The sequence below is a fragment of the Janthinobacterium lividum genome (genome assembly GCF_011601275.1).
In the GTDB taxonomy this organism is placed as follows: Bacteria; Pseudomonadota; Gammaproteobacteria; order Burkholderiales; family Burkholderiaceae_D; genus Janthinobacterium; species Janthinobacterium lividum_E.
Genome location: NZ_JAAOLY010000023.1, coordinates 35469 through 50628, shown reverse-complemented (window position 1 = coordinate 50628; position 15160 = coordinate 35469). Strand labels below are relative to the sequence as shown.

The window sequence follows — 15160 nt, the reverse complement described above, 5'->3', positions numbered from 1 at the left end:
CGATGCATGCAATGCAGCGGGCGCCGGCGAGCGTGCCGGCGCCGTCGTGATTACTTCACTTTTGCCGCTTTGGCCAAGGCTGCAACCGCGTCTTTCGAGCTCATGTTGGTGTTCATGAACTTGGCAATGACGTCGGTCACGGCGCCTTGCGTGGCCGATGGCAGCGCCATGCCGTGGGCGAACGACGGTACCAGGCCGCCGGTCTTGTTGGTGGCGTCCATGTCTTCCATCGATTTCAGGGCGCAAGCGTCAAACTTGTCCTTCGATACGCCGGAACGCACAGGGATGGAACCCTTGTTCAAGTTGAAGATCGACTGGAACTTCGGATTCATGATGGCGTTGGCCAGGGCGATCTGCCCTTTCTTCGCATTCGCATCCTTTTGCGTGAACATGGCAAACGAATCGATGTTGAAGGTGTAGGCCTTGTCCGTGCCAGGCGCTGCCACGCACAGGTAGTCCTTGCCCGGCACTTTGCCTGCAGCCGTGAACTCGCCCTTGGCCCAGTCGCCCATGAACTGGAAGCCGGCCTTGTTGTTGATGACCATGGCGGTGGCCAGGTTCCAGTCGCGGCCTGCCGCATCCTTGTCGATGTAGGTCTTCACCTTGCCCAGGGTGTCAAACACCTTGAGCATGGTCGGGCCGGTCAATTCCTTCTGGTCCAGCTTGAGGATGGCCTTTTTGTAGAACTCGGTGCCGCCCACGCCCAGCGCGACGGATTCAAACACGGTGGCGTCCTGCCAAGGCTGGCCGCCGTGGGCGATCGCGATGCCGCCCGATTTCTTGATTTTCTCGGCCGCGTCGAAGAACGCATCCCAGGTCGTCGGGGTGGTGGCCACGCCGGCTTTTTTCAGCACTTCCGGATTGACCCACATCCAGTTGACGCGGTGGACGTTGACGGGAGCGGCAACGTAGTGACCCTTGTATTTCATGATGTCGGCGACGACTTTCGGCAGCACGGCATCCCATTTGCCTGGAATGGCGGCATCATCGATATTGGCCAGCACGCCTTCAGCGCCCCACTCCTGGATCGATGGGCCCTTGATCTGGGCGGCCGTCGGCGGGTTGCCGGAAATGACGCGGGTTTTCAGTGCGGTCGCGGCGTTTTCGCCAGCGCCACCGGCCACGGCGAAGTCTTTCCAGCCGAAGCCGCTTTCTTTCACGATTTGCTGCAACTGGCCCACGGATTTCGCTTCGCCGCCGGAGGTCCAGTAGTGCAACACTTCCACGTCGGTCGCAAAGGCGCTGCCAGCGAATGCCAGGGTGGTCAATGCGGCCAGTTGGGTAATCTTGAATTTCAGTTTCATCTCCACATTCCTTTTTTGATCAAGCTTTTAGGGGGCTTCGGCATACGGGGGCCGAAAAAGGTGAAATCTGCGCCTGTACCGGCGCTCTTGTGCTCAGACCCGCTTGCAAACGGGCATCATCTTGGTGTAAAGACGGCGCCGTGATCCATGACATGACTACATTGCATTTATATCACGGGACGGCGCCAAAAACGCATCCGCGAAGGATGCGCCAGGTTGATCTAGACTTACGACGCCTGCAAACTTAGAACCAAGTTTCCACTTGGAAACCGTAGGAGGTGCCGCTGGTATTGTTGTTATAGATCGGGCCGCCGTTGTTCGACGCGTTGACCGAGGCGGTGGCCGCATCGTTCCACTTGCCGTAGGTAACAAAAGCGCGCAGTTCAGGACGCGACCACAGGCCAGGACCGGCCGAGATCGTCGGTGCGATGGTCAGCTTGGTCAAGCGCTTGGCTGGCTGGCCGCCCGATTGCGTCACGCGGTCCGTGCCCAGTTCGCCCACCAGCTTGAAGTTGTCGGTGAAGGCGTACACGGGACGTACGCCGACCGAGGTCCAGGTCGAGGAACCGGTGGCTTTCGACTCGTCTTTTTGCCACAGGGCGACAAATTCCATGCCGAAGTTGGCCATCGGCTGGATCGCCATGTCATTGAAGATGCGCGTGCGTTTCACGTCCGAACCGAAACCGGTGTCGCCCGACGCGCCGAACTGCGCGCCCTTGCCCGTGCCAGGACCGACGCCGTACTGCACGCCGAAGGTATTGCCGCCGCCAAATACCTTACCTTGACGGTGGAATGCCGACAACTGCCAGCCGTTGTGCTTTTCGCCAAAAACGTCGGTGTCCTTGCCTTCGCCGATGATGTAGGTCGCGGCCAGGTCCAGCGTGCCGTTTTCATTGACGGGAATTTCGCCGTAGATGAAGTTCTGGCGCACGGCCGACTTGGTGCCGCGGATGGTGCCGTCGGCATTGCGGTCGTTGATGTCGTTGTCCTTGAAGAAGGCATACGAGAATTTACCAGGGCCGGCAGGAATGCGGTCCAGGCCGGCGCCCGTGCCGTTCATGTTGATGTATTGCAGATCCAGCATGTGGATGTCAGGACGGTAGTAGAAGCGTTTACCGATCCAGGCCGTGCCGCCGTTCAGGAAATCGAGTCCCTGCGCTTCGACATAGGCTTTGACGATGCCCAGTTTGTTATCGCCGAAATCCGAATTTGGCGCGTAGGCGTTGACCCAGATCGTGGCCAGATAGTTCACGCCGCCGGACTTGGCGACGGACTTGGTGTAGCCGAATTCCGTGTAGGCGTCGCACTCATTGCCCAGACGATATTTCATGGTATTGCCGCCGAGGCCGAAGCAGCCTTGCGAACCGCCGTCGCCCGAGGTATTGCTGCCGGCGCCAGCGCGCAGGTAGCCGTGGAAGCCTTCGGAGTCGGATGGGTACATGGGATCGGCGGCAGCGGAACCGCTGGCGATGGCTAAGACGATGGCAGCCGGCAGTGTCTTCAACACGGCCTTCAACATGTTGCGATGCAGCATGGTAAGTCTCCTCAGTAGTTATTTTTTATCTAGTCATTCGTGGCCGAATGTACTGGCCAGAATTCTTTCCAGCAGGGACATAGTAACTATACTACGAACAAATATCAACATATTATGTTGTAATCCTACGACTACTCTGCGACACTTTATTTGCGTACCGACAGGCGAGTTGACTGCCCTGTTTTTCCCGCTGGCGCCACCGCATCCGGCACTATGGAAAAGCATTTGTGCAGGCAACCCGCATTTTTCGGCACGCGGCACGTATACGAATTAAAATCCTTGGTTTTTGCCATAACGACAGTGCGCGGCCATGACCGTGCACGCATACGAGACTAGGCACCGCCATGAAAATTGATGAAAAAATGGAAGTAGCAGGCAGCGATCCGGCGGAGCGTTTCAGTGAAGGCCCGCGCCTGCTGGCGGACATCGGCGGCACCAATGCCCGCTTCGTGCTGGAAACGCGCCAGGGCCACCTGGAAGCGGTAGCCGTGCTGCCCTGCGACGACTACGCTTCGCTGCTCGACGCCATCACCGCCTATATGGATAGCGGCGAGGCGCGCGCCGCCGGTTCGGCGCGCGTGCGCCATGCGGCCATCGCCATCGCCAATCCCATCGACGACGACAATATCCGCATGATGAACCATCACTGGTTCTTCTCCATCGAGGCGATGCGCGCCGCGCTGGGCCTCGACACCCTGCTGGTGGTGAACGACTTCACGGCGCTGGCCATGGCCCTGCCCTACCTGCGCCCCGACCAGCGCCTGCAGATCGGCGGCGGCATGGCGCGCGCCGACAGCGTCATCGGCTTGCTCGGTTCGGGTACGGGCCTGGGCGTGTCGGGCATGATCCCCGCGGAAGACCGCTGGATCGCGCTGGGCAGCGAAGGGGGCCACGTCAGCTTCGCCCCCTGCGACCAGCGCGAGATGGACGTGCTGTCCTTCGCCTGGCGCGAGTTGTCGCACGTCTCGGCCGAACGTCTCGCTTCCGGACGGGGGCTGGAACTGATCTACCGCGCCCTGTCCGAGCGCGCCGGCAAGCCCGATGCGCCGCCGCTGCTGGCAGCCGACATCACCAGCCGCGCCCTGAACAATGAATGCGACGTGTGCCTGGAAGCGGTGGACTGCTTTTGCGCCATCCTCGGCTCCATCGCCGGCAATGTAGCCATGACCCTGGGCGCGCTGGGCGGCATCTATATAGGCGGAGGCATCGTGCCGCGCCTGGGCCCCCTGTTTGAGCGGTCGCAATTCCGCGCCCGCTTCGAGCAAAAGGGCCGCCTGAACGAATATCTGGCGCAGATTCCCACCTTCCTGATCACGGCTGAACTGCCGACTTTCCTCGGCATCGCCGCCATCCTGGCGCAAAAGCTCAAGCGCGCCCATACCGGCGCGCCCGTGCTCGAATCCGTGCGCCAGGCGCGCGGGCGCATGAGTCCATCGGAATGCAAGGTGGCCGACTGGGTCTTGAAGGAGCCGAACGCCATGCTGACCCTGCCGATCGCCGAAATCGCCCAGCGGGTCGGCGTGAGCCAGCCCACCGTAATGCGTTTTTGCCGTTCGATCGGCGTGCAGGGTCTGGCCGACTTCAAATTGAAGCTGGCATCCGGCCTGACGGGCGGTGCCATCACGGTGGCCCACTGCCATGTGGAGATCTCGGACTCCGACGCCGAACTGGCGCGCAAGGTGCTGGGCAATAATGCCTCGGCCGCGCTGGCCATGCGCGACATGCTCGACGTGAAAGCGCTGACGGCGGCCATCGAACTGCTGCGCAGCGCACAGCGCGTGGAGCTGCTGGCCGTGGGCAGCGCCCGCGTGGTGGCCGACGACATGCAGCACAAGCTGCTCAACCTGGGCATCGTCAGCAGCTTCTTTGCCGACCCGCAGGCGCAGGAAATGAGCGCCGCCATGCTGAAACCGGGCGACGTGGCGCTGGTCATTTCCCGCTCGGGCGCCCTGCCCGACCTGCTGCGCACCGTCAAGGTGGCGCAGGGCTGCGGCGCGCGCGTGCTGGCGATCACGGCCAGCGGTTCGCCGCTGGCCAAGCTGGCCGACGTGCTGCTGACCTTGAACCACCCGGAAGGCAACCTCAATTTCGTGCCCATGATCGTGCGCCTGCTGCAACTGATGATGCTCGATATCCTGTCGGTGGGACTGGCGCGGCGCGACACGGCGCAACGCACCAGCGCCGCCGAACTGGAAGAAGGCCAATTGCACGGCATGCGCATCAGCGGCAAGCTGAAATTCGGTGGCCACCTCGAATAAGGCGGCGCACGCCGCACCAGACACCGCCAGCGGGGCCACCGTGCACGACGTGGCGCGCGTGGCCGGCGTGTCGGCCATGACGGTATCGCGCGTGATCAACGGGCGCGCCAGCGTCAGCACGGCCACGCGCGACAAGGTCGAGGCGGCGATCGCCAGCCTGCACTATCAGCCCAACCTGGCGGCCAGAGCGGCCCGCACGGGCACCCTGCGCATCGGCCTCTTGTACAGCAACCCCAGCGCGGCCTTTCTCAGCGAATTTCTCGTCGGCGCCATGGACCAGTGCCGCCAGGGCGGCGGCCAGCTGCTGCTCGAGCGCTGCGAAGACCAGGGCAGCCAGCGCGCCGGCATCGATTGCCTGGTGGCGGCCGGCGTGGACGGCATCCTCGTGCCGCCGCCCCTGTGCGATTCGCCCGCCGTGCTGGCGCAGCTCAATACCATGGGCATCCCCGCCATCGCCGTGGCCACGGCGCGTCCCTCGCCCGGCGTCTCGGCCGTGCGCATCGACGACTATGAAGGCGCGCTGGCCATGACGCGCCACTTGCTTGCGCTGGGCCACCGCGACATCGGCTTCATCGAAGGCGACCCGGCGCACACGCCCGCCCTGCTGCGCCGCCAGGCCTTCGAGGACGCCATGCGGGAAGCAGGCTTGCCAGTGGCGCCGCACAGGGTGGCGCAAGGTTACTTTACGTATCGTTCGGGGCTGGACGCGGCGCGCCAGCTGCTGGCGCAGGCACCGCACCCGAGCGCCATCTTCGCGAGCAACGACGACATGGCCGCCGCCACCCTGGCCGTGGCGCACGGCATGGGCTTGCAGGTGCCGGCGGAATTGAGCGTGTGCGGCTTCGACGACACGCCCGTCGCCACCACCGTCTGGCCCGAGCTGACCACCATCCACCAGCCCATCGCCGACATGGCGCGCGCCGCCGTCAGTCTCGTCATCGACGAAATCCGCCAGCGCCGCGCCGGGGAAACGGCGACGGCCACGCATCATTTGATGGCGTTTACCTTGATGGAACGCGCGTCGACGGGGCGCGCGCGCTAGCCACGCGCATCCATGGCGCTCACGCCTGCATGTCGGGCAGCTCGATTTCCGCCTTGCGCGCCGCAATCTGGCTGCCCATGGCTTCCAGGTCGATTTCCGCGTCGCGCGCGCGCGGGAAAATCTCGCCCTCCTCTTCCAGCACGTGGTGATCGATCTGTTCGGACAGTACCTTGACCTTGGCGTCGTACAAGTCTTCGCCCGGCGCCATGGCGACGATTTGCGCGATCAGCTCCTTGGCTGATGCGTGCTCGACGATGGCTTCATCGACCAGGTCTTCATTCGAACGGCTGGCGTCGCGCACGGCAGGATAGAAGATTTCTTCCTCCACCATCGCATGCTTGCTCAGTTCCTCACAGATTTTCAAGGCCAGCTTGCGCTTGCTGACGAGCGAACGGTCGCTGAGGCCCTCGTACTGCTCGAACAGTTCTTTGACGGTTTGATGATCTTGCGTCAGCAGCTCGATCGCGTCCATGTCCGGCATGCCTGCCTGTGTTTGGGAAACGGAAGCTGCCTGAGGTGATTGGGTGGCCATGATGTTGTCTCCAGTTGTACACATGAAGTGCACATTCTAGACAGCGCCCTGCGGTAGCCATGTAGGAGCACGGCTTACAACAAAGTAGGCCAAGCCCAAACGTGGCTACCTTGTTGATGCAGATCAGCCCAAGCTGACTTAACTGACGACCGTGCGCGCCTCCAGCGACTGTACCAGCTCCACCGAAGGCGGCGCTGCGCCGGCCGCCAGGCAGGCGCCCGCTCCGGCCGCGACGGCAAAGCGCAAGTGCTGGCCGCCGTCGGCATCCGGGCGGTACATCAGGCTGTACAGCAAGCCGCCGATGCTGGCGTCGCCCGCCCCCACCGAGTCGACCACCTCGATGACGGGCGGCGCCGCCTGCCATGTCCGTTCGCCCTGGTACAGCGCCGCGCCCTGCGCGCCGCGCGTATACAAATACGTGGCGTGCGGATTCCAGCTGCGCAGCATGGCAAACGCGCCATCGATGTCGCCATGGCGGAACAGCCCGGCCAGGTCTTCATCGGACACCTTGATCACGTCGGCCAGTTCCGTCATGCGGCGCAGGGTGGCGTCGTAGCGTTCATCCATCATGATGCGGAAATTCGGGTCGTAGCTGATCTTCACGCCAGCCGCCTTCAGTTCCTGCGCCAGCGCCACCAGCTTGCCCGCCAGCGGTTCGCGCGCCAGGCTGATGCCGCCGAAATGCACCCATTGCGCGCCCTGCATCCAGCCGGCAGGCAAGAGCGCCGCGTCGAAATGCAGGTCGGCGCTGTCGTCGCCGATGAAGTAATACGTGGGCGGATGCAGTTCATGCACGATGGCCAGCAGCGGCGACTTCGCATGGCGCTGCAGGAAGCGCATGTCCAGGCCCGCCACGTCGGTGGCAGCGGCCAGCGCGTCGCCGAAGACGTCGCGGCTGACGGCGCCCGCAAAGGCGCTGGGCACGCCCAGGCGCGCCATCACGCGCGCCACGTTCCAGGTCGAGCCGCCTACCTGGCTGCTCCACGTGTCCGGGCCTGTGCGCAGCATGTCCGTCAGCGCTTCTCCAGCCGACACAAAAGCGGGGAAAGAGGGAAAAGCGTTGGCACTCATGCTGCACCGCCAATCGCGTTCAGCACTTCATAGCAAGCGCCCATGGTGTGGTAATCGGTCTTGCCGGCCGGGCTTTTCTCCTTGCTGATTTTTTGATTCTCGGGCGTCAGGATGCGGTACCAGGCGCCATGTTCATGGTCGACGAAGTGCTGCCAGCTGTAGTCCCAGATCTTGTCGTAGCTGTGCCAGTAGGCCTCGTCGCCCGTGCGCGCGGCCAGCACGGCGGCGGCCGCGAAGCTTTCCGCCTGCACCCAGAAGTATTTGTCGCCATCGCAGATTTCATCTTGCGGACCGAAGCCGTAATGGATGCCGCCATGCGCGCCATCCCAGGCCTTGGCCAGAGCCGTGTCGTACAGTTCGCGCGCGCGCGGCAGCAGCCAGCCGGACGGACCGGCCATGAACTTGGCGTGGCGCTCCATGATCAGGAGCAGCTTGGCCCATTCCGTGAAGTGGCCGGGCTGGTAGCCCCAAGGGCGGAAGATATTGCTCTTGTCGTGCAGGTTGTAATCCCAGTCGATAGCCCAGTCGGGCGTGTAGTGTTCCCAGATCATGCCGTTCGCCAGACCCGCCTGGCGCACCGTGATGTTGTGCGCCAGCGTCTCGGCGCGGTGCAGATAGCGCGCCTCGCCCGTCGCCTCGAACGCGGCCAGCATCGCTTCGCACGCATGCATGTTGGCGTTCTGGCCACGGTAACCGTCCAGAGTAGACCAGTCGGCGCTGGCCACGTCCGCGTACAGGCCGTGTTCGGGCAGCCAGAAGCGCTGCTCCATCAATTCGAACGTTTCGTCCAGGTAGGCGCGCGCTTCCGTCATGCCCGCCTGCAAGGCGTGGGCATACGCCAGCAGCACGAAGGCCAGGCCGTAGCAGTGGTTGGCGCCGTCTTCGACTGTCTTGACGCCGTCCTGCCATTTCAGTTGCCAGGCATAGCCGCCCGTGGCCGGGTCGCGGTGCGCGTCGCGCAAGAAGGCCACGCCGTGGCGCAGGGCCGCCTGGTATTCGTCGCCGCCAAAATGGCGGTAGGCCATGGCGTAATTGAAGATGAAGCGCGTGCTGCTGACCAGGTGGCGCGTGCTGGCGTCGTACACGGTGCCATCGTCGAGGAAGAAGTGATAAAAGCCACCGCTCGCATCGATGGCGCGCGGGTGATAAAAGTGCATCGTGTGCAGGATATGCGCTTCGAGCGTCGCCTTGGAGCGGAAATCGGGATTCATGGTTCTCTCATGATATTGTTATCGATAACAATGATGATAGCATGCCGTTTCCGCGCCGTCATGCCCGCTCAGGGAGTCTTGGCCAGCCTGAGCTTTTCACGCCACAGTGCGGCCAGCGCGGGGTCGGCCGCCTGTCCCAGCTCGCCCTTATCGTACGCCCTGACCAGCCGTTCGATGGCTTCCAGGTCGCCCTGCTTCGCGGCCAGCAGATACAAGGCAAAGGGTTCGGGCGCCGGCCCTTGCCGGGTCGGGCCGCCACGCCCCTGCTCCAGCAGCCGCGCAAAACCCGTCTGCCCCGGCGGGCTTTTGGCGATGGCCGCCATCTCGTACCAGCCCAGGGCCGCCTCGTCGCTCTGCGGTGCGCCCTGCCCCACTTCATACGAGTACGCGACATTGTTCAAGCCCGACGGATCGAGCGCCTTCGCCGACTTCATGTACCAGCCGAACGCTTCCTTGCGCTGCGCCTCGTCCTTCGCCGTCATCATCAGGCGGTAGCCGATTTCATTGTAGGCGGGGATGAAGCCGTTTTCAGCATAGTATTTGAGCCAGTGCAGCGCGTGCGCCTGTTCCTCAAGGCTGCTGTGGATGTTTTCAAAGTGCTGGGCCACCGTGAAGTTGGCCAGTTCCACGCCTTGCGCGGCGCCTTTGCGCGACCAGTATTCGCCCAGCTTGCGGTCGATGGGCATGCCCTGGCCCAAGGTATAGGCCACGCCGAGGAAGGCCTGCGCCGGGCCATAACCGCCTCGGGCCGATTTCTGCATCCAGGCCAGGCCGGCGTCATAGTCGCGCGGCGTGCCCTCGCCCTCATGCAGCATCTGCGCCAGTTCCAGCTGGGCGGCCGTGTCGCCCCGTTCCGCAGCGGCGCGCGCCTTGTCGAAGGCCGCGACCTTCTCTGGCGACAGGTCGGCCGGGCGGTCGATCACGGCCTGCACCTTTGCGCGCATGGCGTCCTGGCCGGACATGTCGAATTCCACGAGCGCCGGATGCTGGCGCGGCTTTTGCAGGGACGCTGGCTGCGCCAGGACGCTCTGCGCCAAGGCCAGGCTCAAGATGAACAGCATAGTCTTCATTTGTTTTCCTTTTCAGCCAATTTACCGCGCCATTCGGCGGCGTCTTCGGCATTCGCCTGTTGTCCCAGTTCGCCCTTGACGTACACATCGACCATGCGCTGCATGGCGGGCACGTCGCCGCTCCATCCCGCACGCTCGTACCAGACCAGGGCCAGCTTGTCCGACTGCGCCACGCCCTGGCCCAGCTCGTGCGCGCGGGCCAGGTTGCGCATGCCGGCCGGCTCCTTTTCACGCGCCGATCGGTAAAACCAGTGGAAAGCCTCGCTGCGGTCCTGCTCGTCGGTGGCGGCGCGCATCAGGTGCTCACCCAGCGCATTGTAGGCGGGCACAAAGTGCTGCTCGTTCGCCGCCACCTTCAGCCATTTGATGGCCAGCGCCTGCTCTTCGGCACTGCTGCGGCCATCGATGAATTCCAGCGCCAGGATGGTTTGCGCCTCGGCGTTGCCCTGCGCCACGCCCTTGCGCAGCCAGTACTCGCCCTGCACGCGGTCGATGGGCACCTTGCCGCCCACGGTATGCGCCAGGCCCAAAGCCGCTTGCGCCGGCGCATAGCCGCCTTCGGCCGACTTGCGTATCCAGGCCATCGACTGCGCCGTGTCTTGCGGCGCGCCGACGCCCAGCTGCAGCATGCGCGCCAGTTCCAGCTGGGCCTCGGCGTCACCGCCTTCGGCCTGCGCGCGCGCCTGGGCGAACTGCGCCTTCGCCTGCTCCGAGGGCGGCGCTTCGGCCCGCGCGCGCACGGCGATCAGCTGCAGGTCGAGCAAGGTGGGCGCGGTTTGCGCCAGGACGGGCAGCGGCAATAATAAAGGAAACAGCAAGAGTAATTTCCTGGGCATGCGATTGGGTGCGGGAAGAAGAAAACACGCATGGTAGCCGATGCCGCGCCGCACTGGCGCGCACAGTAGGGGAAGTTTGACAGGGCGGGCAGGCAGGCTTACATTGCATCAACTCAACCCCAACAGTCAGGAACGCCATGAACCGCCTTGCCACCACCGCCTTGACCCTGCTGCTGGCCGCAGCCTCCATGGGCGCCAGCGCCGCAGACACCCAGCTGGCCGGCTGCGCCGCCAAGCGCGAAAGCATTCGCAGCGAATTGCGCCAGGCGCAGGAACAGGGCCTGTCCGACAAGGTCGCGGGCCTCACGCGCGCGCTCGACGAAGTCAACGCCCACTGCCGCGACAGCAGCCTGGTCGAACGCCACAACAAGAAGATCGTCAAGGCGCAGGCCAAGGTGAACCAGACGGAGCGTTCGCTGCGCCTGGCGCAGGAAGCGAATAAACAGCCGAAGAAGATCGCCAAGCTGGAAGGCAAGCTGGAAAAAGCCAGGGCGGAACTGGCCGCCCTGCAGGCGCAACAACCTTAAGCCTTCTCGCCCAGCATCTGGTAGATGCTGGAAAAATCCAGCGCGCCCGATCCCGCCTTGCTGTGCAAACTATATAAATTGCGCGACAGGGCGCCCAGCGGCACGGAGGCTCCGCTGGCCAGCGCACTTTCCACGGCCAGGCCCAGGTCTTTCAGCATCAGGTCGACGCCAAAGCCGCCCGTGTAGCCGCGCGACGCGGGCACGTTTTCCGCCACGCCCGGAGATGGGTTGTACACCTCCAGAGTCCAGTTGCGGCCCGAGCTTTTCGCCATCACGTCCGACACCACTTTTGGATCGAGGCCATTGGCCACGCCCAGGCGTATCGCTTCGCTGGTGCCGATCATGAGTATCCCCAGCAGCATGTTGTTGCAGATCTTGACCGTCTGCCCGCAGCCCGCGCCGCCCGCATGGAAGATCGCCTTGCCCATGACTTCCAGGCAGGGCCGCGCCGCCGCCAGCGCGGATGCTTCGCCACCCACCATGAAGGTCAAGGTGCCGTTGGTGGCGCCTGCCGTGCCGCCCGAGACGGGGGCGTCCAGCATGGGCATGCCCTTCTCCTGCGCCGCACGGCCCACCTGGCGCGCCGCCTCGGTGGAAATCGTCGAGCAGTCGATCAGCAGGGTGCCGGGCCGCGCCTGCGCCAGGATGCCCGCGTCTCCAAGGTACGCGCCGAGAACATGCCGGCTGGCCGGCAGCATGGTGATGACGATGTCGGCCTGGCCTATCGCCGCGCCCTGGTCGTCGGATACGAGGCCGCCGCCGTCCGCAAACTGCCGCACGCTGGCCGGCACCAGGTCAAAACCCGTCACCGCATGGCCGGCCCGCACGAGGTTTTGCGCCATGGGCAAGCCCATGTTCCCCAGGCCGATGAAAACGATATTGGTGCCCATGGCAGTCCCTTATTTCATCGAGATGGTGGTATTAACGCCGCTGCCGCCGTCGTCCGGGGCGAACCAGCGCGCCGTGACGGTCTTGGTCTGCGTCCAGAAGTATAAGGCTTGCTTGCCGTTCGGGCCCAGGTCGCCCAGTTTCGATGCGCGCGAGCCCGTGAAACTGAAATACGCGACGGGCACGGGAATAGCCACGTTGATGCCCACCTGCCCCACGTCGATCTCGTTCTGGAATTTGCGCCCCGCCCAGCCGGACGAGGTGAAGATCGACGTGCCGTTGCCGTTCGGGTTGGCGTTGATGAAGGCGATGGCCTGGTCCAGCGTGTCCGTCTCGACGACGCACATGGCGGGGCCGAAGATTTCCTGCGTGTAGACGGAGTTCGATGCCTGCACCTTCGAGAAAATCGTCGGCCCCATGAAGTTTCCGCCCTCATAGCCGGCCACCTTGTGGCCGCGGCCGTCGAGCAGCAGTTGCGCGCCTTCGTCGACGCCCGCCTGGATCAGCTTTTCCGCGCGCTGCATGGCCGCTTTCGACACCATCGGTCCCAGGTCGGCATCGCGGTCGCTGCCCGGCCCCACTTTCAGGGCTTTGGAGCGGGCGACGATTTCCGGCAGCCAGGAGCGGGCCTCGCCCACCAGCACCACGACGGAATTGGCCATGCAGCGCTGGCCGGCCGCGCCGAAGGCGGCGCCGATCAGGTTATTGATCGCCTGCTCCTTGTTGGCGTCGGCCAGCACCACGCAATGGTTTTTCGCGCCCATCATCGATTGCGCGCGCTTGCCCGATTCGCTGGCGCGGCGGTACACATGCGTGCCCACATGGGTGGAACCGATGAAGGAAACGGCCTTGATGTCGGGATGGTCGCACAGCATGTTGACGACGTCCGCGCCGCCATGCACGACGTTCAGCACGCCCGCCGGCAAGCCCGCCTGGTACATCAGTTCGACCAGGTACATCGACGAGGACGGGTCCTGTTCCGACGGTTTCAGTACGAAGGTATTACCGCAGGCAATGGCGATCGGGAACATGAAGCACGGCAGCATGACGGGGAAGTTGAAGGCCGTGATGCCGGCGCCCACGCCCAGCGGCTGGTAGATATTGTAGACATCGACGCCCGTGGCCGCGTTTTCCGCGATCTCGCCCAGTTGCAAGGTGGCGATCGAGCACGCGTGTTCCACCACTTCCAGGCCGCGCATCACCTCCCCTTCCGCGTCGGGCAAAGTCTTGCCGTGTTCGCGCGTGATCAGTTCGGCCAAAGTACCGATGTTTTCGCGGATCAGGTGCTGGTACTTGAGCATGATGCGCATGCGCGCCGCCAGCGGCGTGTTGCGCCAGGTTTTGAATGCTTCCTTGGCCGTGGCGACAGCCAGGTTGACTTCATCCGGCGTGGAAAACGGCACCTTGGCGACGATTTCCTGCGTGGCCGGATTGATGACGTCGCGCCATTCGGTGCTGATCGAAGAGTGGTGCTTGCCGCCGATGTGCAGGGGGACAGTAGGGACTTGGGTGAGGGCTTGGTTCATGGTTGAGACTCCGGGTGTGCGATGTTCATAGGACTCGACGGAGCAGCGGAAATCTGGGGTCAGACCCCGGCTCTCTGCTGCTCAGCCACAATTATTTTTTAACGAGGTTGCACGCGGCCGCATCCATCGGCTTGAATGCCTGGTCGGCGGGGATGGTCGACAGCACTTTCAGGTAGTCCCACGCGCCTTTCGATTCGGCCGGGGTTTTGACCTGCACCAAGTACATGTCGTGGATCACGCGGCCATCGGGGCGGATCGAGGCGTTGTTCATGACGGCGTCCTTGATCGGCAGTTCGCGCATCTTCTGGGCGACGATCTTCGAGTCGTCGCTTTTCGCGGCCGCCACCGATTTCAGGTAGTGGTAGACGCTCGAATACACGCCCGCCTGCACCATGGTCGGCTTGGCGCCCTTGTTGAGCGCCTCGAAACGCTTGGCAAACGCGCGGCTGCGGTCATCGTAATCCCAGTAAAAGCCGTCCGCGTAGACGAGGCCCTGGGCCGTTTCCAGCCCCAGCGCGTGCACGTCGGACAGGAACACGAGCAAGGCGGCCAGGCGCTGGTCCTTGCCGCTGCCGATACGGAATTCGCGCGCCTGCTTGATGGCCGACACCGTGTCCGCCCCGCCATTGGCCAGGCCGATCACCTGCGCTTTCGAGCCTTGCGCCTGCACCAGGAAGGACGAGAAATCCGAGGCGTTGAGCGGATGGCGCACGGCGCCCACCACGGTGCCGCCATTGCGCTTGACGACTTCACTGGCGTCTTTTTCCAGCGAGTGGCCGAACGCGTAGTCGACGGTGACGAAGTACCACGATTTCTGCCCCAGCTTGGTCAGCGCGGCCGCCGTGCCGGCCGCCTGCGAATACGTGTCGAACATCCAGTGGAAGCCGTTCGGCGAGCAGTCTTCATTCGTCAGGCGCCCCGTGGCGGGGCCGCTGAACATGGCGATGCCGCCCTTCTCCTTCATCAGCTTTTGCACGGACAGGGCCACCGAGGAGTTGGTCAGATCGGCGATGGCGTCGACCTTGTCCCGGTCTATCCATTCGCGCGCCTTGGAGGCGGCGATATCGGCCTTGTTCAAATGGTCGGCCGACAGGATCTCTATCTTCATGCCCTTGCATTCGGCTTTTAAACAATCCTCGACGGCCATCTGACTGGCGACGACGGAGCCGCGCCCGCCCATGGCCGAATACGGGCCGGACATGTCGGTCAGGATGCCCACCTTGACGACGCCGTCGGAAATCTGCGCTTGCGCGCCGGTGAAGGACAGCGTGAGCGCCAGCGCGCCCATGGCCAGAACGGTCTTTTTCATGCAGTGTCTCCTGAGGGGTAAAGGTTTTTCTTATATGGTTAGATGCATTCTG

Annotated in this window: 13 protein-coding genes; 3 read left to right on the top strand and 10 right to left on the bottom strand. The window is 63.8% G+C overall.

Features of this window, described 5'->3' with window-relative positions; all coding sequences use genetic code 11:
* Positions 1-50 precede the first annotated feature (50 nt).
* Positions 51-1304: an ABC transporter substrate-binding protein gene (locus GYK42_RS25740; RefSeq protein ID WP_035817882.1), complete on the bottom strand. Its 1254-nt coding sequence runs from the start codon at positions 1302-1304 to the stop codon at positions 51-53.
* A gap of 244 nt (positions 1305-1548) precedes the next feature.
* Positions 1549-2838 carry a maltoporin gene (locus GYK42_RS25735; protein WP_166449809.1) on the bottom strand — a complete coding sequence of 430 codons (1290 nt, stop codon included), beginning with the start codon at positions 2836-2838 and terminating at the stop codon, positions 1549-1551.
* 344 nt (positions 2839-3182) lie between these two features.
* Between GYK42_RS25735 and GYK42_RS25730 the strand changes: the two genes are divergently transcribed.
* Positions 3183-5096: a glucokinase gene (locus GYK42_RS25730; protein WP_166449808.1), complete on the top strand. Its 1914-nt coding sequence runs from the start codon at positions 3183-3185 to the stop codon at positions 5094-5096.
* The gene (locus tag GYK42_RS25725) at positions 5080-6138 is read left to right on the top strand and encodes a substrate-binding domain-containing protein (RefSeq protein ID WP_166449807.1); all 1059 of its coding nucleotides are present in this window, start codon (positions 5080-5082) and stop codon (positions 6136-6138) included. Before GYK42_RS25730 ends, GYK42_RS25725 begins: the two co-directional genes overlap by 17 nt.
* Before the next feature lie 19 nt (positions 6139-6157).
* Here the strand turns inward: GYK42_RS25725 and GYK42_RS25720 are convergent, their stop codons facing one another.
* From GYK42_RS25720 to GYK42_RS25700, 5 genes are all read right to left on the bottom strand, one after another.
* A complete protein-coding gene (locus GYK42_RS25720) occupies positions 6158-6610 on the bottom strand; it encodes a hemerythrin domain-containing protein (protein WP_240943821.1) in 453 nt (150 codons plus the stop codon).
* 198 nt (positions 6611-6808) lie between these two features.
* Positions 6809-7741, bottom strand: coding sequence for a carbohydrate kinase family protein (locus GYK42_RS25715; protein WP_166449805.1), 933 nt, complete (start codon positions 7739-7741; stop codon positions 6809-6811).
* The gene (locus GYK42_RS25710) at positions 7738-8952 is read right to left on the bottom strand and encodes an AGE family epimerase/isomerase (RefSeq protein WP_166449804.1); all 1215 of its coding nucleotides are present in this window, start codon (positions 8950-8952) and stop codon (positions 7738-7740) included. Before GYK42_RS25710 ends, GYK42_RS25715 begins: the two co-directional genes overlap by 4 nt.
* Positions 8953-9020: 68 nt before the next feature.
* Positions 9021-10022 (bottom strand): tetratricopeptide repeat protein, encoded by a 1002-nt coding sequence (locus GYK42_RS25705; protein WP_166449803.1) that lies wholly within the window; start codon positions 10020-10022, stop codon positions 9021-9023.
* Positions 10019-10840: a tetratricopeptide repeat protein gene (locus GYK42_RS25700; RefSeq protein WP_166449802.1), complete on the bottom strand. Its 822-nt coding sequence runs from the start codon at positions 10838-10840 to the stop codon at positions 10019-10021. Before GYK42_RS25700 ends, GYK42_RS25705 begins: the two co-directional genes overlap by 4 nt.
* Before the next feature lie 155 nt (positions 10841-10995).
* Here GYK42_RS25700 and GYK42_RS25695 point away from each other — a divergent pair, with 155 nt between their 5' ends.
* Positions 10996-11385 (top strand): DUF1090 family protein, encoded by a 390-nt coding sequence (locus tag GYK42_RS25695; protein WP_166449801.1) that lies wholly within the window; start codon positions 10996-10998, stop codon positions 11383-11385.
* On the opposite strand, the gene mmsB is transcribed toward GYK42_RS25695, so the two are convergent.
* The 3 genes from mmsB to GYK42_RS25680 form a co-directional block, all read right to left on the bottom strand.
* Positions 11382-12275 (bottom strand): 3-hydroxyisobutyrate dehydrogenase, encoded by an 894-nt coding sequence (mmsB, locus tag GYK42_RS25690; RefSeq protein ID WP_166449800.1) that lies wholly within the window; start codon positions 12273-12275, stop codon positions 11382-11384. The two genes, GYK42_RS25695 and mmsB, sit on opposite strands and share 4 nt — an antisense overlap.
* Positions 12276-12284: 9 nt before the next feature.
* Positions 12285-13799, bottom strand: a complete 1515-nt coding sequence (locus GYK42_RS25685; protein WP_166449799.1) for a CoA-acylating methylmalonate-semialdehyde dehydrogenase — start codon at positions 13797-13799, stop codon at positions 12285-12287.
* A 91-nt stretch (positions 13800-13890) separates the two neighbouring features.
* Positions 13891-15087, bottom strand: coding sequence for an ABC transporter substrate-binding protein (locus tag GYK42_RS25680; protein ID WP_431190189.1), 1197 nt, complete (start codon positions 15085-15087; stop codon positions 13891-13893).
* Positions 15088-15160: the final 73 nt, after the last annotated feature.